The 18,211-nt window shown below is 64.8% G+C and carries 18 protein-coding genes; 2 read left to right on the forward strand and 16 right to left on the reverse strand.

Annotated elements, in window-relative coordinates:
• The first annotated feature begins 138 nt into the window (after nucleotides 1-138).
• Both FHS74_RS14005 and FHS74_RS14010 read left to right on the forward strand, forming a co-directional pair.
• The gene (locus tag FHS74_RS14005; protein WP_184801510.1) at nucleotides 139-645 is read left to right on the forward strand and encodes a WbuC family cupin fold metalloprotein; all 507 of its coding nucleotides are present in this window, start codon (nucleotides 139-141) and stop codon (nucleotides 643-645) included.
• Between the two features lie 47 nt (nucleotides 646-692).
• On the forward strand, nucleotides 693-1,982 hold the full coding sequence (locus FHS74_RS14010) for a hypothetical protein (RefSeq protein ID WP_184801512.1): 1,290 nt from the start codon (nucleotides 693-695) through the stop codon (nucleotides 1,980-1,982).
• Here FHS74_RS14010 and FHS74_RS14015 read toward each other — a convergent pair.
• The 16 genes from FHS74_RS14015 to pseB all read right to left on the reverse strand — a co-directional run bounded on the left by FHS74_RS14015 (nucleotide 1,961) and on the right by pseB (nucleotide 18,136).
• Nucleotides 1,961-2,674, reverse strand: a complete 714-nt coding sequence (locus FHS74_RS14015; RefSeq protein WP_184801514.1) for a hypothetical protein — start codon at nucleotides 2,672-2,674, stop codon at nucleotides 1,961-1,963. The two genes, FHS74_RS14010 and FHS74_RS14015, sit on opposite strands and share 22 nt — an antisense overlap.
• A gap of 9 nt (nucleotides 2,675-2,683) precedes the next feature.
• Complete coding sequence (locus tag FHS74_RS14020; protein ID WP_184801516.1) at nucleotides 2,684-3,871, reverse strand: tetratricopeptide repeat protein; 1,188 nt, start codon at nucleotides 3,869-3,871, stop codon at nucleotides 2,684-2,686.
• Nucleotides 3,872-3,886: 15 nt separating this feature from the next.
• Complete coding sequence (locus tag FHS74_RS14025) at nucleotides 3,887-4,795, reverse strand: sugar nucleotide-binding protein (protein WP_184801518.1); 909 nt, start codon at nucleotides 4,793-4,795, stop codon at nucleotides 3,887-3,889.
• Nucleotides 4,792-5,943 (reverse strand): class I SAM-dependent methyltransferase, encoded by a 1,152-nt coding sequence (locus FHS74_RS14030; protein ID WP_184801520.1) that lies wholly within the window; start codon nucleotides 5,941-5,943, stop codon nucleotides 4,792-4,794. Before FHS74_RS14030 ends, FHS74_RS14025 begins: the two co-directional genes overlap by 4 nt.
• The gene (locus FHS74_RS14035; RefSeq protein WP_184801522.1) at nucleotides 5,940-6,890 is read right to left on the reverse strand and encodes a hypothetical protein; all 951 of its coding nucleotides are present in this window, start codon (nucleotides 6,888-6,890) and stop codon (nucleotides 5,940-5,942) included. Before FHS74_RS14035 ends, FHS74_RS14030 begins: the two co-directional genes overlap by 4 nt.
• Entirely contained in the window at nucleotides 6,887-8,083 is a 1,197-nt protein-coding gene (locus FHS74_RS14040; protein WP_184801524.1) for a tetratricopeptide repeat protein, read from the reverse strand. Before FHS74_RS14040 ends, FHS74_RS14035 begins: the two co-directional genes overlap by 4 nt.
• 80 nt (nucleotides 8,084-8,163) lie before the next feature.
• Nucleotides 8,164-9,309, reverse strand: a complete 1,146-nt coding sequence (locus FHS74_RS14045) for a class I SAM-dependent methyltransferase (protein WP_184801526.1) — start codon at nucleotides 9,307-9,309, stop codon at nucleotides 8,164-8,166.
• Nucleotides 9,306-10,247 carry an SDR family oxidoreductase gene (locus FHS74_RS14050; RefSeq protein WP_343066919.1) on the reverse strand — a complete coding sequence of 314 codons (942 nt, stop codon included), beginning with the start codon at nucleotides 10,245-10,247 and terminating at the stop codon, nucleotides 9,306-9,308. Before FHS74_RS14050 ends, FHS74_RS14045 begins: the two co-directional genes overlap by 4 nt.
• Nucleotides 10,213-10,878: a class I SAM-dependent methyltransferase gene (locus tag FHS74_RS14055; protein WP_184801530.1), complete on the reverse strand. Its 666-nt coding sequence runs from the start codon at nucleotides 10,876-10,878 to the stop codon at nucleotides 10,213-10,215. Before FHS74_RS14055 ends, FHS74_RS14050 begins: the two co-directional genes overlap by 35 nt.
• An 11-nt stretch (nucleotides 10,879-10,889) precedes the next feature.
• Nucleotides 10,890-11,324 carry an LIC12192 family sporadic carbohydrate cluster protein gene (locus FHS74_RS14060; RefSeq protein ID WP_184801532.1) on the reverse strand — a complete coding sequence of 145 codons (435 nt, stop codon included), beginning with the start codon at nucleotides 11,322-11,324 and terminating at the stop codon, nucleotides 10,890-10,892.
• A 3-nt stretch (nucleotides 11,325-11,327) separates the two neighbouring features.
• On the reverse strand, nucleotides 11,328-12,134 hold the full coding sequence (locus FHS74_RS14065; protein ID WP_184801534.1) for a sporadic carbohydrate cluster 2OG-Fe(II) oxygenase: 807 nt from the start codon (nucleotides 12,132-12,134) through the stop codon (nucleotides 11,328-11,330).
• 7 nt (nucleotides 12,135-12,141) lie between these two features.
• Nucleotides 12,142-13,161: an NAD-dependent epimerase/dehydratase family protein gene (locus tag FHS74_RS14070; RefSeq protein WP_184801536.1), complete on the reverse strand. Its 1,020-nt coding sequence runs from the start codon at nucleotides 13,159-13,161 to the stop codon at nucleotides 12,142-12,144.
• 45 nt (nucleotides 13,162-13,206) lie between these two features.
• Complete coding sequence (locus FHS74_RS14075) at nucleotides 13,207-14,787, reverse strand: PfkB family carbohydrate kinase (RefSeq protein ID WP_246463127.1); 1,581 nt, start codon at nucleotides 14,785-14,787, stop codon at nucleotides 13,207-13,209.
• A gap of 22 nt (nucleotides 14,788-14,809) precedes the next feature.
• Nucleotides 14,810-15,811: an NAD-dependent epimerase/dehydratase family protein gene (locus FHS74_RS14080; protein WP_184801540.1), complete on the reverse strand. Its 1,002-nt coding sequence runs from the start codon at nucleotides 15,809-15,811 to the stop codon at nucleotides 14,810-14,812.
• A 58-nt stretch (nucleotides 15,812-15,869) separates the two neighbouring features.
• Entirely contained in the window at nucleotides 15,870-17,114 is a 1,245-nt protein-coding gene (gene pseC / locus FHS74_RS14085; RefSeq protein ID WP_184801542.1) for a UDP-4-amino-4,6-dideoxy-N-acetyl-beta-L-altrosamine transaminase, read from the reverse strand.
• Nucleotides 17,114-18,136 (reverse strand): UDP-N-acetylglucosamine 4,6-dehydratase (inverting), encoded by a 1,023-nt coding sequence (gene pseB / locus FHS74_RS14090; RefSeq protein WP_184801544.1) that lies wholly within the window; start codon nucleotides 18,134-18,136, stop codon nucleotides 17,114-17,116. Before pseB ends, pseC begins: the two co-directional genes overlap by 1 nt.
• Nucleotides 18,137-18,211: the final 75 nt, after the last annotated feature.

Raw genomic sequence — 18,211 nt, forward strand, 5'->3', positions numbered from 1 at the left:
ATGTTACGCCTAAATGGGGGCGGAACTGGGGTCGGAGGCCTGCCGATGGCCCATGGCTTGCATGTCGCTTGCCCGGGGCGCGGGGTCATGTGGTTGGCCTCCAGAGGTATGTGCCATTGGTCGTGGAGCGCGTGAAGCATGACGGAAATCAATCCTTACTCGTCCAAGGCGTATTTCGACGACTGGACCGATTTCCTGGACATCGACCGCACGCGCTTGGACGCTCTGCTAGATGAAAGCCGTCGGGATGAACGCGGACGGGTGCGGATCTGCCTGCACCGCAGCGAGGCTGATCCCGTACAGGAAATGATCATTGCGTTGGCCGACCACGGCTATCTGCGGCCTCACCGCCAGCGTGGTCTGCAGAAGTCCTACGTGGTGTTGGCCGGGCGGCTGCGCGTGGTCTTCTTCGATGAGAGTGGTGGCGTCCTGCGTCGCTTGGATCTGGATGCGCAAAGACGGCCGCTTGCCCGCTTTGATTCTGGCATTTGGCATACCATGACGTCCCTGTCAGAAGGCACGCTCTATCTGGAAACCATCCTGGGCCCATTCGACAGGAACCGCACGGACTGGGCCCCTTGGGCCCCGGGTCGTGCTCCGCGACCGGAGATTGAAGCCTACATGCGCGACGTCCTTAGGGTCTAATCCTCGTCGGCCCGCTGCCCCCTCCGGTATAGGCAAGGTCGCCTGGCATGGAACTTCATTACTGTGTCCCCGTTTGGGGCAGCGCCTATGTTGCTCAACTGACCGACGTCAGCCTGCCTAGTTTGTTAGCTCCGGGAAACCTCCCGGCGCTGTCGCAGATGGTATCTGTCCGTCTTAGGATTTTCACCCGCTCCGCTGACGCCAGGCAGATCCGTGACAGTGCCATCTGGCCCCGCCTTGTGGCCTGCGTTCCGGTGGATATCGTCACCTGTGATGACCTGAACCTGTCGGAAACGTATGCCGGCATGTCCAATTTGCTGCAGGCTGCGATCCGGCAGGCGGGGGCGGCCGGCGCGGCCTTTGTGCCCCAGGCGGCGGACGGGTTTTGGTCTGACGGCAGCTTGGCGACGCTGGGCCGTCTGTTGCATGCGGGCAAACGGCTGGTGCTGTGCGGCGGGCTTCGGGTGGTGACGGAAACCTTCGCTCCCGCTGTCCGGTCTCGTTTCGGCGTGCCGGACGGGGCCATTGCCATCAGTGGCCGGGACATGGTGGATTTGGCGTTGGACCACCTGCACCCCAGCATGGGGCTTTATTTCAATGACAGCCGGCTGCGTGCAGTCTCCACCTCTTGGTGGCTACGGCCTTATTCGCGGCGCAGCCTCGTTCAGAACATTTTTCATTTTGTGCCGCTGGCCGTAGTGGGCACTGGATATGACGCACGGTTCAATGGCACGGTCGACCGTGGTTTTGTGGAAACACTGGATGTTCGACCAGAAGACGTGGCGCTGATCGATTCCAGCGATGACCTGACGCTGGTGGATTTGGCCCCCGCTGCCCGCGTCATCGGCGAGCCCCAGTTAACCTGTCTGTCGGATGCCGTATTCACAGGGCGCTGGTTCCGCGAAATGGGGGAGTCTCACGCTTTCCTTGGAGGTCGTTTCTACGCGAAGCCCATCCGATTCCGGGGCGGCGATGCGGATGACCCCGCAGTGCGGCGCGCCGAGCGTCAGGCCGCGCGGATGGCGCGGCGTCAGGTCTACGCAGGCCTAGTGGTTGCGGAGGCGCTGGCGGTAGCCGCCGCGTTGCACGCTGCCGGCTGGCTTGACCTTGCCCACGATGTCAAGGCACGGGCCCTATCGGGAGGTCTGTCTTTGCCGGTCGGCCGGCTCGCGCCCTACACCGCCTGTCTCCCGGCAGACCCAAGTACGCTGGTCTCGGTTCTGGACCGCTTGAAGGATCACGTCGTGGTGGGGCGCGGCCATGTTCCTCCGGCCGGGGCTCTGGCTGGTCCCATCGAGACGGGGCTGGGCGAGATTTATGTCCTGGGGTCGAGGTAGCGCGCCACACTTCTATGGTATGCCGCGTCCGGGTCGGCGGAATCCAGTGTGATCAGCGCCTCTGCCAGCGTCTCATGGGCTGGCCGTGATTTCGGATCGAAAAGAACAGCAACGGCGGCGGCCGTCGCGGCGGCATGGAGATGTCCGTCCAGTACCAGTAAAACGCTTAAGAGGGTGGCGGCATGGCGCCCCCGCGTGGCGCCGTCGCGACCGAAGCCGATCTGCCGTGCGGCTTGGACGATCAGCAAGTCAATCAACGCCGGATCCAGGGGGGGGCCGGCCGGCCTCTTGAACTGACGGTCAATTTCTCGCCGTTGTGAGATGCCCCACAGCGCGCCGCACAGGTCGGGATTTCCCCAGATCCCCCAAGGAGTGGTGCGAGGCACGGCCCATCCTGCGTTTGGGTGACGCAGGAAGGCCGCACCATCCCCCCTGGCGAAGGCGCGTAGGGCCGCCTGCCGTTCCGTCCGCCATCGCCGACTTTCCGTAATCGCAGGAGGCACCAGCGACGTCGTCATTCTGTCTAAGGCCCCCGCCCGCACGGTCTTGCCCTGGAGGTGGAACAGGCGGGCCGCATGGTGGCTCAGCAGCACCAGGCCCATACGGAACGGCGCGATCTCGGCTCCATGCCTCGTGACCCATTGCAAACACCAGGCATGAAAGCGTTCATGGTCCAGGATGGTGATGGACATCGGATCGCCTCAATCGTACCAGCCGAAACGATCCATCAGCGCATCGGGCATCAGTGCACGCATCCTGTCCTGCTGCTCCTGCCGGAATGCGGTTCGCCACTCATCCTTGCGGCCCTCTCGGAAATGCAGGGCGGCGGAGGGCGCCACCTCGGCCAGGGCAACCGTGGAGGCCCCCTCCAGATCATAAAATTTGCAGGCGCGTGCAAAGAAGGCGGGGACGTTGCTGACCGATTCCTCATAAGTGCTGAACAGTACTTTCAGCGGCGAACCAGAATCAACTATGCGGGTCCAACCGACGATCCACTCTACCTCCTTCGCGAAATAATGCTCCAACATGAACTCGGCTTGCTCTTCGAAGGGCAGCCCGGGATAGTTGGCAGGCAAAAAAGGCTTATGGATTTCCAAGCACAGCCGGTATTCCCTGCTGAAATGGTGCAGGGTGGACAGCATCGTTTGCCGGGGGTCGCGCACATGGACGATAATCTTGTCCAGACCAGCGGCCAGCAGCGCCTGCTCTACTGCGGGGGTACCGGGCAGGTGTTCCTGCGATAGCGCCCCGCCCTGTGCAAGCTGAGTGGCCCAACCATGCACTACTTGATCGGTCAAAGCATGGTCCGATATGGCTATGGTTGAAGTTGGCAGGTCGAAGCTACGGGCCAATACTTCTTGTAGAAACATGCTGCCGGACTTCGGCAGGGTGTTCAACAGAACGGCAGGCATACCCGCACGCTTTCGCTCTTGTTGTCGTTGGTGGGCGGCTTCCAGACCCGAGGGCCTGGCGTGAGGCAGCAGGTGTATGGGTATGCTCGGGTGGCGCCGTTGAACCCGATCGCAAAGAGCAATGAGGTCGTTCAAACGCCCGCTTGCAGCCAAGCAATTCTGCAAAACCACCAAGTCATTGGCCCAAAGGGGATTGAGGCTCAATGCCGCCTCAAGGATCTGTAGCACGGTATCGGTTTGCGACTGCGCCCGCGCCAGATGGATGATTTGGCGACTGGCTCCGGGCCACCAAGAGGCCAATGCCGCCAGATGATCGGCCGCCGCTGCTATTGACGGGAGGGGATCATGGGCGAAAACGGTTGATTCATTGGCCGTGCCGGCCTCGATGGCCGCCAGCCTCCGGGCCAGGGCAGCGTCACTCTTGCTTGCAGCATTTTCGGCGACTTGAACGAATGACGGGGTAGAGATGGTGTCCATCTGCGTATCCATGGGTCAGATAGATCGGAGGGGCGGATATGTCTGACGCATCCCGCAGGCGGCGACGATGCCGTCGATATCGGTTGGGACCATACTTACGGCGGCGGTCAACCGGTCGATGCGCAGTGACACATCCCGCGGACGCGGTTCCAGCGTTGGGAAATCACGCATAAGGGCCGGTTGCACCTTGCCCAGTGGCCAAGCTGGACGATGTTTTTCCAACCATCGACGGCTCTTCTCGGCTATCTCCAGGCGGCTGAGCCCGTCGGGGCCGGCAAGGTGAAAGATGCCGTTTGCCTTCGTTTGTAACAGTCCTAGTAGCAAGCTGGCGGCATCATCATCCAGAAGAGGTGAAAAGCGCTGGTCTGCGGCGACATGGACGGTTTCGCCGCGCCGCAGTCGTGCCATCAGGTCTGTTACCAGGGTGCCGTCGCCGGGGGTGCTCCCCAGCACGCGGGCGCAGCGGGCGATGACAGTACGTGTCCGTGCCGCCGCAACGATCGCTTCCGCTTCCAGCTTCAGTCGCCCGTATGTCAGCAGGGGCGCCGGTGCGTCCGTTTCCCGATAGGCCCCTTGCTGGCCGTCGTAGACCACTTCACTCGACAGGAAAACGATGGGCAGTCCCCGGGCTGTACACGCTTGAACCGCCCGGTGCACAGCCTCGACGTTCAGTTGCCATGCGTCCTGCGGCCGGGCGGCACAAATGTCAGGTGAGGTCAGGCCCATCATCAGGAATACGCCGTCCAGGCCACCCGCACCGTCGATAACCGGCTCTACGGCTTCCGTCAGCGCATCGAAAGGTACGGTTCCCGCGAAACGTCGGTGTCGACCGGTTGTGATACAGCGGTCAGGACCCAGGCGACGCGTCAGGGCTTGGCCCAGGATACCTGTACCACCCAGGACCAGAATGCGCCCGATAGTCACGCGAACGCCTCCCGCCGTACCAACGTCAGGTACTGCTGGCCCCTGCCGAACCAGGGTGTGAAGGTGCTGGTGGGACGGGGCCGCTCGCCCGGCCGCCAAGAAGCCAGCACGTCGATCAGGTCATCAAGGGCAGGCAGGGTTTGCGGCGTGGCTGCCAGGACGAGGGGGCGGAGGGCCGCCAGCTCCGCCAGAACCGGCATCATATCCGGTGCTGCGGCGGCAATGGCGGCTTCCATTGCGGCGCAGGTGGCAGCGCAAGCCTGGGTCAGCGCCTTTACCGTTTCCACTGGTGCCGGTGCCGGGTGTCCGCGGCAATCGATCAGGCAGTGGCGCCACCGTTCGAATTCCGCCAAGGCTTGGTCGTTAAAGTTCCCGTCCACCGTCTTGTACCAACGCCAATCGGTGCCGAAACGGGGTGAGGATGCCAGCATGTCAAAGTTGCTGTCTAAAAGGCGGATCGCTTCGTCCAAGCCCCAGAACCGTCCTAATCGCGGCACCAACAGCACATCGATGATCCAGTGGTCGGGCAGGCGGCTCATCCCCGGAAGTGCCGCCACGTGCGGCAGAAAATAGGGGCGCACCAGATCCAGGCGCTGTGGCAGCGGCAAGTCGGTTGGGGCTATCAGGCGGGCTAGCAGCCGTCGGCCTATTTCCGGCAGGAAAGAGACGGCATCCACACAGGTGAGCATCAGGATACCGCCTGGTGCCACGCAAGATGCTATATGGCGCACTAGGGACGCGGGGTCCTTCTGGATATTGGTTACGCCCTCGCACAACACCACATCGAAATCCGGCCGGGCGGGATAGTCCAGGAACAGAGTTTCCACCTGGCCGACGGTTTCATCGAACAAGCCATGCCGGCTCATCAATGCGCGGGTTTCATCAATACCTGTGCGGTTGCCGTCCACCAGGATGTAGGTCGCAGGCTTAAGACTGGCAGTATAAAGGCAGTTATGACCCGAGCCGGGGCCGAATTCGATGACGCGGCGGCCGCGAACGGTCAGTGGCGATAGTCCAAGCAGATGGTACAATGAACGACGGCGGCGGAAATGCGCTTCCAGATTTTCGATTGACTGACTGACTGGGCTGACACGGTGGGTTTGGTAGAACGCTAGAACCTCGCTTTGGGCGCTGGGATCCCGTGTCATGATGCTTCCTCATGACTGGTGGCGCCCAGGATCGATTGGGCCAGCCGCCGCGATAGGATACGGCGCCCTTCCGCGTTCAGATGTTCCGTCGGATGGCTGGGGCGCAAGAAAGCGGAGGCAGGAAATGTGTCCGTAAAATCCAGCAGATGGACCTGCGACCGTGCCAACTGCGCGGTCAGTGCCTGGCGCACGGCGACGACGTTGGCGGCTACCCGCTCCCGCATCTCTTCACCAGCATATTGAGCGGCGGCGTCCAGATTGACCGGAGCCAAATAGGCATGGACGTCGGCGCCCAGAGATAGGGCTAGAGCCACTGTAGCGCATAGAGCCTGCAGTCGCGGGTGATCAGGCGGAATGGCAAATCCATGATAGGCCCGGAACACCTCCCGCAGGCGCAGAGGTTCGGTAGTGTCAGACTTATCTGCAAGGAAAGTCTGCAGGGCGCCGATGGTCGGGGCGAGCACGCCCTCGATGGCCAACGGCGTTGCCAGAAACTGGACCTCGTCGCCCAAGGCTTCATCCGTCGGTGACGGAATCACCGGGGTTGCGCCCTGCGCGATGGCCGCCAACCACTCCATCTCCATCTTGAACTGCCAGGCCGGGGTTCCCATCCAAACCGGCCCGAAGGATCGCAAGTTGACGATGATGGCTACATGCCGGGGCCGCCACCCTATTTTCGCGCCGGCGGCCAGGACACGCTCGAACAGGGGCAGGGTATAAGCACCTTTGGAAACAATGCCCACCGGCCCAGCTTCGGCGAGATCATCCAGAAACATCTCGGCCAAAGAACGCCGGTCGGTGTCCTGATTGGCAACGCGTTCGAAAGTTGAATCCCCCATCACCAGGCAGGCGGGCGCGGGAACGCCACCGGAGAGCGCCGCCGCCAGGTCATCGGTACAGCGGCTATGCCACCCAACGGAGGTCAAGGCGCCAAGCGGGGCGTTCATTTAGGCCCTTCCGGATCGGCGAAGGCACCCAGATCGGTGTATATCCGCAGCAAGTCGGCGGCCGCCCATTTGCGCTGGGCGATGGTGTAACGCAGGTAGGCGCGTCCGGCCTCCATCGCTTGGCGGTGAGCCGCCAACGCTTCTTCCGCGCGGCCCGCAGCGGTCAGAGCAAGGCCCTGGTTGGTCAGGCACCAGACATCGTTCGGTGCTATAAGCAGGGCAGCCTGATGGGCGGCCAAGGCGTTATCGATCTGGCCCAGGCCAAGCAGGGCCAACCCCAGATTGCTGAGGACGAAGGCCTCATTGGGTGAGGCGGCGACGGCCTCGCGCTGGAGATCCACGCTTTCCTGCCAATTTCCCTGATTGGCAGCAATGAGACCTGACAAGGTCTTGGCAGCCGGATCGGAGGCCCGCTCCCGCACCAGGGCGGCGGCGCGCTCCAGGCGCCCGGCGGCCAGGGCGCCGCGCACGTGCTGGGTGAGGCTGGATTGTGGAGCATCGCGTTGTGCAGCCATCCGGTCCATGATATCGACACCGGCATCGAATTGCCCTGTGCACAGCAGCGCCTGTGCGTGATGCACTTCCAGACTATGATCATCAGGGGCGTAAATGCGCAGGGCGGCAAAAGCCGCCACGGCGGCTTCGAACCGCTGAGTCTGGATGTTCATCATGGCCGCGCGGCGGTAGAGTTCCACCAACCCAGGGCGAATGTCCTTATCCCTCAGGTCTGGAAGACTATCCGGCGGGGCGGTATCCCATGCACCACGAGTAATGAAACTCAGGGCTGCCCGGACGTGCAGGATGGCTGGTGTGTCGCCAGCCAGGCGTCCCGCAGCTTGCACGGCCTGCGCGGCCTTGTCCGGATCACCTCGGTTGGCCTGGAATAGGGCCTCGGCCAATTGGGCGTTGATGGCGGCGTCCGGGTTGTTCGCGACGGCTGCCCGGAGCAACTCGGCCGCTTCCTCAGGCTGCCCGGTTTTCAACAGAAGAGTATGCAACTGTTGAAGGGCCAGCGGAAAGTCGGGCTGGATGGCCAGGGCTTGGCGCAACTGGGCAATGGCTGCGGCGTCTTCTCCCCGGCTGGCCAGCGCCACACCCATTTCCAGGTGATAGTTGGAAAAGGTGTCGCGCCGAATCGCCTGCCGCCAGCGTTCGATGTCGTCCGCGGTTAGGGCAGGGGCTGGTCCGGACATTGCGCTATCTCCCTGGGGATGAGGATCGGGATGTTAATTTGTGGTGACGTTAACACGGGCACGGTCGACATCGGGGTGATTTACCGGGTGGCAGGCTGGGTGCGACTGACCATGATATATTGCTGACCTCGACCGAAAAGGCTGCGGAAATCCCGCAAGTCATCAGCCTCGCCCCGCCACAGGCGGGGAGCGCCTGCCAGGAAGGCATCCAGCGCCGCGGCCGTCGATGCCCATGGGGGCGGCAACAGGGTGCGGACAGCGGCCACCTTGTCCAGGAAGGCGTCCAGCACGGCGGTGTCGCCAGCGTCCTTCAGGTCCAGATGGATATCCCAGGCCTCGCCGCACAGCGCTTCTACCTGCCGGCCCAGCGCCGGCTCCACCGCCACGGGCGGGAGGCGGTAATCGATCAGGGACAGTGACCAGCCGGCAAGCTGGTCGGCCACGCGTTCCCATTCCGGCTGGGTCGATTCCGGCACGGATTTGAACCAGCGCCAGTCCTGCAACAGCCGGGGAGAGGTGCCGACCGTGTCGAAGCCGCCGCCCAGGGTGCGGACCACGTCCTCCAGGGTGAAGACGATGTTGCGGCCATAGGGGTGGAGGATCTGGTCGACCACCCAGTCCTCATGCAGGCGGCTCATGCCCGGCAGGCTGAGAAGGTCGGGGCGGAAGAAGGCGGCCATACGGCTCGCAAGGGCGGACAAGCCGTCTTGTCGCTCGAACAGTGGACGCAGCGCCCGCCGGCAGGTTTCCGCCAACAGCGAGGTGTGGCTCATTGTGGTGACCACCAGCACGCCATCGGGCGCCACCAGACCGGCGACATGGTTCAGGAAACCCACAGGATCTTGCTGCGGGGGCAGCAAGCCCTCGCACAGTACGACGTCGAAGCGCTCGGGAATGTCCATGGCCAGCAGATTGCCCTGCCGGACCTCGACCGGCGTGGCGCCGAACATGCCGTCAGCCTGCTTGGCCGCCAGGGCGGAGATGGAGTGTGGGTTGCCGTCCACCATGACGTAACGGGCGGGCGCCAGGCTGGCGGTATACAGGGCATTGTCCCCCGTCCCCGGGCCGATCTCCAGCACCTGGCGTCCGCGCACCAGGCCCGGCAGCAGGCCCAGATGGTGATACAGCGCCCGGCGCCGGGCGAAATGCCGCGCCATGTCGGACAGGTCCTGACGGACCGGGATGATCTGGTTTTGCTCGTAGAAATCCAGATAGGGGCGGGTCATGGGCCGGGATCTCGGGAAGGGGGCGGCAAGTGGGCGAAAACGCGATCCAGGACAGCGAAGGGATCGGGCGGGTGTATGCCCACGGCCCGGGTCAGGCGCCCGCTGTCCATGATGGTATGGCGTGGCGGTGGCTCCAGCACGAAGCCTGCTGCCAAAGCGTGCACCGGCCGTACCAGCGCCGGGTCGGCGCCGATGTGGCGGCATAGATGGCGCGCGGCGGCGGCGTAGTCGATCTCCGTGGCCGACGACAGCTGGAACAGGCCGGGCCACCGGGATTGCGCCAGGCGGCGCAGGGCGTCCACCACCAGCTCCACGGGAAGGGGGGCGAGGCTCATATCCTCGGCCGCGCGGATGGGACGGCCGTTGGCTAGCGCGGCCGCCCAGCTTGTGAACAGGGGCAGCTCCGAGGGCAATACCTTGCTCAGCCGCAGCACGGTTACGCAGGCGGCCGGGTGCCGGGCCGCCAAGTCCCACAGTGCCTGTTCCGCCGCCGCCTTCTGGTGGCCGTAGACATTGCTGGGGGCCAGTGAAGCGCTCTCGTCGGGGAAGGCCAGGTTCCCGTCCAGCACCTGGTTGGTGGACAGAAAGATCACGTGAGTGCCGTCCGCCAGCAGCCGGTTTGCCAGGGCCGCCATGTTGGTGACGTTAATGGCGAATGCCCCGGGCGGGTCCTTGAAACAGTCATCCAGCCGGGCGACGGCGGCGCAGATGTAGGCGGTTCGGTAAGGACCCGCGCCCAGGGCCGCGCCATCCTGCGGCCGTGTCAGGTCCAGCAGTGGCCGGTCGGGTCCCTGGGCCTCCGGTCGCCGGGTGGTGGCGTGGACGGTCTCACCGGCAAGGCGCAGGCTGGCCACCAGGGCCGCCCCGACCATGCCATCACCGCCTACGACCAGGTGGGGTCGGTCATTCGAAGAAGATGAACCCATGGTCGCCCGCATATCCCGCGCGTTGTGCTATCCAGGCCCAGCTTTCCGGTGAATGGAACGACAGGCATGTCAGCTGCCAGTACAGCAGATTGGCCTTCTCGCGCTCGTCGCGGAAGCTTTCCACCATGAAATATTTCCGCGGCCCCCGGCCTACCCGCTCCATTTCCGCCAGCGCGTCGAAAACGCCCTCGATGGGCAGGTTGTGCAGCGTGCCCATCGAGATCACGCAATCAAAGGCGCCATCGGCGTAAGGCAGTTTGCGGCAATCGCCCACCTCCAAGAACGGCTTCACCTCGTCCTTGGCGTGCGCGACACCGTAGGCGGAGATGTCCAGGCCGGCGATCTCCAGCCCCGGCACCACCTGGGTCAGCTCATACAACAGGAAGCCCTTGCCGCAGCCCACATCCAAGAGGCGGTCGCCGGCCTTCAAGCCATAATGCTGGGCCAGGCGCTCGGCCACCGGTCGCCAGCGTCCATCATATCGATAGCCGCCATAGCCGTGCTGGCGTTCGCCATCCCAGTAGTCGGCGCCGAACTGCCGGGCCACGGCGGCGCAGGCGGCCTTGTCATGGTCCACCACCCGCTGCACATAGTTGCGCTTGGTGCTGGCGTGCAAAGTCTGGATGAAGTCGACCCGGGCCATACCGTCGTTCCTCAGCTGGCGGGCAGCAGGGACAGCGCGATGGCGCCACGGAAATCCAGCGCGCGCTGCACGCCCCAGATATCCTCCAGATGCTCGATATCGTCCCGGGTCGCCAGCACCAGCCCCTCGACGGCGAAATGCAGGGTCCCGCCCCGTTCCAGCACGGTGTCGTAAACCGCGAGGCGCCGGTCGCGGCGCTGGGGCAGCATGAAGAGGGTATAGGCGACGACGCCATGCAACTGCGGCAGTTCATCCAGTGCCTGCTGCAGCTGCAGATAGCAGCCATCCATGATGTATTCGACCACCGACAGGCGGAAGGACAGGCCCTGCCGGGCGCAATAGTCGCGGATGACCAGGTTCTGCACGTGCTGAGGCACGCGGCTTCCCCGCACCGGGCGCGGCGAGATATAGCCCCGGTGGCCGAAACGGGTGGGGGTGGCAGCCATGGCTTACTCCTTGAATCCGTTGGGGTAGTCGTAGGCCATGCCGATCCGGCTGGCGGCGCGCAGGGTTATGGGTTCGAAGAATTCGCCCAGACGCTTGTCGGCGTAGGGGGTGAAGACACCCTTGAACCGGCAGTTCATGGACCAGCGCGCCTCCGGTTCCTGGTTGACGCGGTTGCCGTGGGGCAGGTTCTGGTTGAACAGCAGGAAATGGCCATAGGGAATGTCCAGCCATAGCAGGTCTGGCTCGATGTCCCGATAGATGTCGTCGGTATTGCGGCCCGTATAGTCCGCCATCCGGCCCTCCAGCGCCTGTGCCGGACCTGGCGGCAGCAGGTACATGCTTTTGGTCCGATAGCAGTCGACCAGCGGGATCCACAGCACCAGTTCGAACGGGCTGTCGCCTGACCAGACATCGGCATGGACAGGCAGTAGCGAGCTGCTGTCGCCGGACAGCTGGATGGACAGATTCAGCCGGCGCTGCATCGCCAGTTCGTTACCCACCAGGATTTCCAGGGTGCGCCTGGCCGCGGCGAAATAGGCGGCCCGTGCCCATGGTTCGGCGTTCAGCCGGCCAATCTGGTGCAGTCGGAAATCATTCAGCCGGTCTACCGGCACCCGGTCCCCGATGCCATTCAGAAAGGCGTCCGGGGAGGCCGGCAGCGGGCAGTCCAGCCAGTCGCAGGCGGCATGCACCAGAAGATCGCGGATACGGTCAAGCGCGGCGCGGTCTTCCGCCGGGGCGATGATATGGCCCGTCTCCAGGAAGCGACGGGTAAGGGCCTGCTCTTCGGCAGGCAGGAAGTTGGTCATGTCCGCCTCACTTCAGCCCGATCTCCTGCATCTTCTTGATGTTGAAGTATCGGCTGTCGTCCATGGAATTGGGCACCTGGCCGGCGTCGAACGCCGCCTTCAGGTCGCGCACGGCATCGCTGATGGTGTGGGTGGGAACGAAGCCCAGTTCCCGCCGAATCTTGTCCGAGGAGATGTGGTAGGAGCGCAGGTCGTTGGTCGGCGTCACTTCGATGGCGGTGCCGGCGCCCACCACGTCACGCACCATCTCCGCGATCTGCATGATGGTATGGTTCTCATAGCCCGCGTTGTAGACCTTGCCGTCGATCAGGGCGTCGTCCCATTGCAGGGCCTGCAGGTACAGCGCCACCATGTCGTCGATATGGATGTTGGGCCGCTTCTGGCTGCCGCCGAACACCTTGATCTTGCCGGCGTTGATGGCGTGGTTGGTCAGGATGTTGACCGACAGGTCCAGGCGCAGGCGGGGGGCATAGCCGCAGACGGTGGCGGGGCGGATGGTCAGGGTGGTGAAGCCGGGCACCCGCTCCTCCTCCAGCACCTCCTCGCACATGGCCTTGAACTTGGAATAGTCGGTCAGGGGCTCGAGAGCCAACTCCTCGGTCACGTTGTCCTCGTCCTTGATACCGTAGACCGAGGAAGAGGAGGCGTAGATGAAGCGCGTGACCCCGGCCGCCTTGGCGGCCCGCACCAGGGGGCGGAAGCAGTCGTAATTGATGGAGCGTCCCAGATCCGGGTTCAGGTCGAAGCTGGGGTCGTTGGAGATGCAGGCCAGGTGGATGACGGCGTTGACGCCGGCCAGCGCCTTTTCCACCGCCGCCGGGTCGCGCAGGTCGCCCTTCACCTGGATCAGCTTGGGATCGCCGGCCAGATCGGCGAAGACATCACCGTAGATGTAGAGATCCAATACCGTGACGGTGTGGCCGGCCCTCAGCAGTTCCGGGACCAGCCGGCTGCCGACATAACCGGCGCCGCCGGTGACGAGGACGTGCCAGGTACGGGGACTCTTGGCCGGATTCTGGGAAGTCATGGGCGTTTTCCGTTGTGATCAGGCGCGGCCAGGAATGGCCGGGGTTCATTTCAGGATGGCGGTCAGGAACTTGACCAGCGGTGGCTTTTCCACCGACCGGCGGTGGCCGACGATGCCGACCTTGATGGCGCCGGCGGCATTGCCGATGAAGGCCACCACGTCCATGTCCACACCGGCGGCGACCAGGGGCGAACTGACGGCGAGGAAGGCGTCGCCAGCGCCCACGGTGTCCACCACCATGTTGGTGAAGGCGGGAACGCGGTGGGTACCCTTCGCCGCGTCATGGGCGACGCAGCCCAGCTTGCCCTGGGTGACGATCAGGCGGCCGCAGCGCATGCGGGCCGGCAGCTTCTCCGAGGCGATGAGGGCGATGTCGGTGAACTTGTCCGCCAGGGCCAGCCGCGCCTCCGGGGCGTCGATGCAGATATAGTCGGCGCACGGATAGCGCGTGATCAGGTTGTAGCCGACGTTGGCGCTGTTGGTTTGGGTGTTGACCGCCAGAAACTTGGCATGTTGGGTCAGTGCCTGGATCACCGGCTCGGTGATCATGCCATGGCCGAAGTCTGTGGCGATAACCAGGTCATAGTCGCCCGCCCGTTCCGCGATCAGCCGGGTCAGGCTGTCCGCCTCGTCTTCATCCAGCGGCGCGTCGTCCATCTCATAGACTTCGAACAGCTTGCGCATGTAGCCGCTGTCGACGAAGCGGGTTTTCCGGGTGGTGGGCTTGCCCGCCCGGGTGATGGTCTCAACCCGCACGTTGGGCTTCAGGCTTTCCGTAACCAGGTCCGCGAAGGAATGGGTTTCCCCCAGGCAGGTCAGCACGTCGACCTGCCGGCAGAAGGCCGCCACGTGGTTGGCGGCGGCGATGACGCCGCCCGCGAACGTCTCCTTGTCGCGGAACAGGGTGGCGATCATGTTCTCCTTGGGCGACTTCGACATCGGCTGGACGTAGCGGTATTCGTCGATGATGGTGTCGCCCACCAGCAGGACCTTGAAGTCCCTCACGGATTCGATGGCCGCCAGCAGGCGGGGCAGCATGTTCTGCTCCCGCGCCAACTCCAGATAGGCCTGCAGGTCGGCGTCATAGACGCCCAGGTACTTGTTGATCAGCGAGGACGAGCTGAAAGTGATGTCATCGGTGAAGGCGACGCGGCCGCCATGGGCTTCCACGGCGTTGCGTTCATCGATGATACCGCCGGTGATGTCGTCGGCGTCGTTGGCGTATTCCGATCCCTTGACGTAGACCGACGGCTTGATGGTGTGCAGCACGCCGACGGCCGTCTGCTCCGTGCTGATGGCGACATAGTCGACATGCTCCAGCGCGGCCACCATCTGGGCGCGCAACTGCTCGGAAAAGACCGGCCGGCCGGGGCCCTTGTTGACGTGGCGATCGGCCGTCAGCGTCACCACCAGCATGTCGCCGAAGCGACGTGCCTCTTCCAGGTGGCGGACGTGGCCCAGGTGCAGCAGGTCGAACACGCCGTGGGCCAGCACCACCCGGTGCCCGGCGGCGCGGGTCTCCGCGGCGATGACCGCGATCTCTTCCAGCGTGCGAACCTTGTTCCGCGTGGGGCCGCGGGTGGGCGCCCGGGGGGTGGGGGCCTTGTGCCCTTCAGTATCGGTCAATTTTGTACCGTCCATTTCCCGATCAGCCTTTGATGTACCGGAACCAATCCTTCGTGGCGTCGGCGATGGTTCCTGTAGTCCATACCGGTGCATCACGCCAATAGTCGAGATTTTGCAAAAGCCGGGCCACGCCTTCCTCGATGCTCACCCGCGGGGCCCAGCCCAGTTCCGTCGTGATCCGGGTGATGTCGGCGAAGGTGCAGTCGGGTTCCCCGGGGCGTTTGGGGATGTATTCGACCTTGTCCGTGCCGATCAGTTCCACCAGCCGGTTCACAGACACCGTGCCGCCGCTGCCGACATTGTAGATCCGGCCGGTGCGCCCCTTGTCCGCCGCCGTCAGAAAGGCGGAAACGACATCGCTGACATAGGTGAAGTCGCGGGTCTGGGTTCCGTCGCCGACGATGGTGATGGGCTTGCCCGCCAGCTTCTGCGCCAGGAAGACGCCGAACACGGCACCATAGGTGCCACTGGTGCGGGCGCGGGGACCATACACGTTGAAAAGGCGCAAGCTGACCACCGGCAAGTCATAGAGCATGGCCCAATGCAACAGCAGCTGCTCGCCCAGGTTCTTGGTCAGGGCGTAGGGGTAGCGCGGATCGATGGCCGCGTCCTCCCCCGTGGGATAGTGGGCGGGAATGCCATAGCAGGAGCTGGAGGCCGCATACATGACCCGGCGCACCCCCGCAGCCCGCGCCGCCTCCGCCACGGCGAAGCAGCCGTTGACGTTGGCATCATAGTAGGTCGCCGGATTCTGGACGGACGGCACGATGTCGGCCATCGCCGCCAGGTGGAACACCCGGCTCGCGCCCTTGATGACGTCGCGCATCAGCGCGCGGTCGGCCACGTCGCCCTCGACAAAGCGCAGGGCGGGATTTTCCCGATGCTGGGCAAGATTTGCCAGGCGGCCCACGGCCAGGTTGTCCACCGCCACCACCTGCCGGCCGGCGGCCAGCAGGGCGTCGATCAGGTGGCTGCCGATGAAACCGGCGCCGCCGGTGACGACGTCGAAGCTGTGATCGGACATGGTTCTTGTTCCTGTCAGTCTAGGCGAAGGAAGGGGGCTGGGCGAAGGGAGGGGCGCCTCACGCCCCGGTCAATCGTTTCAGGGCGGCCACCACCCGGTCGACGTCGCCATCCGTCATGGCGGGAAACAGTGGCAGGGAAAGACAGGCGCGGTACCAGCCATCAGCGCCCGGCAGGTCCAGGTCGCCATAGCGGGCCCGGTAGTAAGGCTGACGGTGCACGGGGATATAGTGCACCTGGGTGCCGACGCCGAGGTCGCGCAGCCGGGCCATGGCGGCGGCGCGGTCCATGCCCAGCGCGGCGAAGTCGATCAGCGCGACATACAGGTGCCAGGCCGGCTCTCCGCCGCTGCGGCCCGCAGGGCGAATCGCGGGGGCCAGGTGGGCCAGACGCTCGTCATAGCGCGCCACCATTTCCGCCCGCCGGCGGGCGAAGCGATCGAGCTTGCCCAGTTGGCTCAGGCCCAGGGCGGCATGGATGTCGGTCAGGCGGTAGTTGTACCCCGGCTCCGGCATCTCATAGTACCAGGGATTGGCACCGCCGCTGGCGGCCAAGGCCGAGTCCCTGTCCTGGAACGCCGCCGCGTCGCGCACCATGCCGTGGCTGACGAAGCGGCGCAGGGCCAGGGCCAGCCCGTCGTCGTTGGTCGTGACCATGCCGCCCTCGCCGGCCGCGATGGTCTTGACCGGATGGAAGGAGAAGCAGGCCATGGCCGACCGGTCGCAGGCGCCGATGGCAACCAGCTCTCCGGCCCGCGTGGCTCTGCGGCTGCCCACGGCGTGGCAGGCGTCCTCGATGATGGCCAGCCCATGATCCGCCGCCGCATCGGCCAGGGCGTCCATGTCCGCCGCCTGTCCGGCCAGGTGCACGGGCGCCAGGGCCCGCACCCGCCATCCCCGCGCCTTGGCCCGGGCGATGGCGGCCTCGGCATGGGGGCGGCCCATCAGGCCGGTTTCGGCATCGACATCGGCGAAGGCCACCTCCGCCCCGCAGTAGCGGGCGGCGTTGGCGGTGGCCAGGAAGGTGACGCTGGGCACCACGACGGCGTCGCCAGGCCTGAGGTCGAGCGCCATGCAGGCCAGGTGCAGCGCGGCGGTGCCATTGGCGCAGGCGACCGCCTGCCGCGCGCCCACCGCCTGGGCGAAGGCCTGCTCGAACCGGGTGACGGTGGGACCCTGGGTCAGCCAGTCGCCGCGCAGGACGGCGGTGACGGCGGCGATGTCGTCCTCGTCGATGGCCTGGCGGCCATAGGGAAGGAATGGCGTCGCCCCCGGCTTGGGGAACTGCGGCGGGTCGGCGGCCATCACGGGTTCTGCAGCAGGGCCGCCAGCCGTTCGGACGTCAGCCAGTCGGTGTTGCTGTCGCTGCGATAACTGAAGCCGTCCGGCACCGGTTGGGTGCCCAGATCCACATAGGCTTGACGCTGCCACCAGTTGAAGGCCGGTTCGATGACATAGCGGTCGTCCATCTCGAAGGTCTGGCGGCTGTCATCCTCCGTGATCATGACCTCGTGCAATTTTTCGCCGGGACGGATGCCGATGACCCTCTGCGGCAGGCCGGGCGCCATGCAGGACGCCAGGTCGGCCACCCGCATGCTGGGGATCTTGGGCACGTAGATTTCCCCGCCCTGCATCATGGCGAAGCACGACGCGACGAACTCCACCCCGTGCCGCAAGGTGATCCAGAAGCGCGTCATGCGGTCATCGGTGATGGGCAGTTCCGTCGCCCCCTCGCCGATCAGCTTGCGGAACAGGGGGATGACGCTGCCGCGCGACCCCACCACGTTGCCATAGCGCACGACGGAAAAGCGGGTGCCGACCGACCCCGACAGGTTGTTGGACGCCACGAAGATCTTGTCGGAAGCCAGCTTGCTGGCGCCATACAGGTTGATGGGGCTGGCGGCCTTGTCGGTGGACAGGGCGATGACCTTGCGCACGCCGGCGGCCAAGGCCGCGTGCACCACGTTTTCGGCACCGTAAACGTTGGTGCGGATGCATTCGATGGGGTTGTATTCGGCGGTGGGCACATGCTTCAGCGCGGCGGCGTGGACGCAATAGTCCACCTCGCGCATCGCCAGTTCCAGCCGGGTCCGGTCGCGCACATCACCGATGAAGAAGCGCAGCACGCCCTCATGCGCCGTGCCCAGCTGCTGCTGCATCTCGTACTGTTTGAACTCATCGCGGGAGAAGATGATGATCCGGCGGGGTTTGGCGTTATCCAGCAGGAAACGGACGAACTGGCGGCCGAAGGAACCGGTGCCCCCGGTGATCAGGATGGAGGCGCCGTTGAAATCGGCCAGGGCCGACTTGAGGAATTTCGACGTCATGTCTGCTCCCACCGCCGCCGGGACCGTTCCCCCCCGGCTTGCAATAACATCCTTACACACCGGCGCTGCCAAAAC

This window comes from Nitrospirillum iridis (genome assembly GCF_014205765.1).
GTDB classification, from domain to species: Bacteria; Pseudomonadota; Alphaproteobacteria; order Azospirillales; family Azospirillaceae; genus Nitrospirillum; species Nitrospirillum iridis.

What these genes read in the sequence shown, in the direction of transcription:
- FHS74_RS14005 (WP_184801510.1), top strand. Translation starts at nt 139, where the DNA reads ATGACGGAAATCAATCCTTACTCGTCCAAGGCGTATTTCGACGACTGG.
- FHS74_RS14010 (WP_184801512.1), top strand. Translation starts at nt 693, where the DNA reads ATGGAACTTCATTACTGTGTCCCCGTTTGGGGCAGCGCCTATGTTGCT.
- FHS74_RS14015 (WP_184801514.1), bottom strand. Translation starts at nt 2,674, where the DNA reads ATGTCCATCACCATCCTGGACCATGAACGCTTTCATGCCTGGTGTTTG.
- FHS74_RS14020 (WP_184801516.1), bottom strand. Translation starts at nt 3,871, where the DNA reads ATGGACACCATCTCTACCCCGTCATTCGTTCAAGTCGCCGAAAATGCT.
- FHS74_RS14030 (WP_184801520.1), bottom strand. Translation starts at nt 5,943, where the DNA reads ATGACACGGGATCCCAGCGCCCAAAGCGAGGTTCTAGCGTTCTACCAA.
- FHS74_RS14035 (WP_184801522.1), bottom strand. Translation starts at nt 6,890, where the DNA reads ATGAACGCCCCGCTTGGCGCCTTGACCTCCGTTGGGTGGCATAGCCGC.
- FHS74_RS14040 (WP_184801524.1), bottom strand. Translation starts at nt 8,083, where the DNA reads ATGTCCGGACCAGCCCCTGCCCTAACCGCGGACGACATCGAACGCTGG.
- FHS74_RS14045 (WP_184801526.1), bottom strand. Translation starts at nt 9,309, where the DNA reads ATGACCCGCCCCTATCTGGATTTCTACGAGCAAAACCAGATCATCCCG.
- FHS74_RS14050 (WP_343066919.1), bottom strand. Translation starts at nt 10,247, where the DNA reads ATGCGGGCGACCATGGGTTCATCTTCTTCGAATGACCGACCCCACCTG.
- FHS74_RS14055 (WP_184801530.1), bottom strand. Translation starts at nt 10,878, where the DNA reads ATGGCCCGGGTCGACTTCATCCAGACTTTGCACGCCAGCACCAAGCGC.
- FHS74_RS14060 (WP_184801532.1), bottom strand. Translation starts at nt 11,324, where the DNA reads ATGGCTGCCACCCCCACCCGTTTCGGCCACCGGGGCTATATCTCGCCG.
- FHS74_RS14065 (WP_184801534.1), bottom strand. Translation starts at nt 12,134, where the DNA reads ATGACCAACTTCCTGCCTGCCGAAGAGCAGGCCCTTACCCGTCGCTTC.
- FHS74_RS14070 (WP_184801536.1), bottom strand. Translation starts at nt 13,161, where the DNA reads ATGACTTCCCAGAATCCGGCCAAGAGTCCCCGTACCTGGCACGTCCTC.
- FHS74_RS14080 (WP_184801540.1), bottom strand. Translation starts at nt 15,811, where the DNA reads ATGTCCGATCACAGCTTCGACGTCGTCACCGGCGGCGCCGGTTTCATC.
- pseC (WP_184801542.1), bottom strand. Translation starts at nt 17,114, where the DNA reads ATGGCCGCCGACCCGCCGCAGTTCCCCAAGCCGGGGGCGACGCCATTC.
- pseB (WP_184801544.1), bottom strand. Translation starts at nt 18,136, where the DNA reads ATGACGTCGAAATTCCTCAAGTCGGCCCTGGCCGATTTCAACGGCGCC.